The sequence below is a fragment of the Thermus sp. FJN-A genome (assembly GCF_054655095.1).
On sequence record NZ_BAAHSC010000045.1, the window covers coordinates 1 to 514 of the forward strand.

1 protein-coding gene is annotated in these 514 nt (G+C 72.6%); it reads left to right on the top strand.

Annotation, left to right across the window (positions count from 1 at the left end):
• The coding region (locus tag ACYQ0J_RS00220) for a PD-(D/E)XK nuclease family protein (RefSeq protein WP_460170228.1) at positions 1 to 514 on the top strand (514 nt) is incomplete at both ends.

The following is a 514-nucleotide window of genomic DNA, read 5'->3' on the forward strand; positions in this document are numbered from 1 at the left end:
GGGGGCGGCTACGAGGTCTCCCGGGACGGGGAGAGGTGGGAGAGGGTCCCCTCGGTCACGGAGGTCACGGGGCGCCTGAACAAGAACCTTCAGGACTGGGCCGTGCGCCAGGTGGTGGAGTACCTCCAGGAAAACCTGGTCCCGGGGCTGGTCCTCACGGAGAAAGAGGTGGACCGCATCCTGAAGGAGGCCGCCGAGGCCCACCACAGGGCCGCCCGGAGCGCCGCGGGGCGGGGCACCGACCTCCACGCCTGGGCGGAGGCCCACTTCAAGGGGGACAGGCCTCCCCTCCCCGAGGAGGAGCCCCTCCGGGGGATGGCCCGGCGCCTGGCGGACTGGTGGGACGGGAACGGGGGCAGGCTCCTGCGCTCCGAGGAGGCGGTCTTCCACCCGGAGCACCGCTACGCCGGGCGGGTGGACCTGGTGGCCCGCTTTGGGGACAGGCTCGTGGTGGTGGACCTGAAGACCTCCTCCCGGGTCTACCCGGAGCACCTCCTGCAGGTGGGGGCTTACG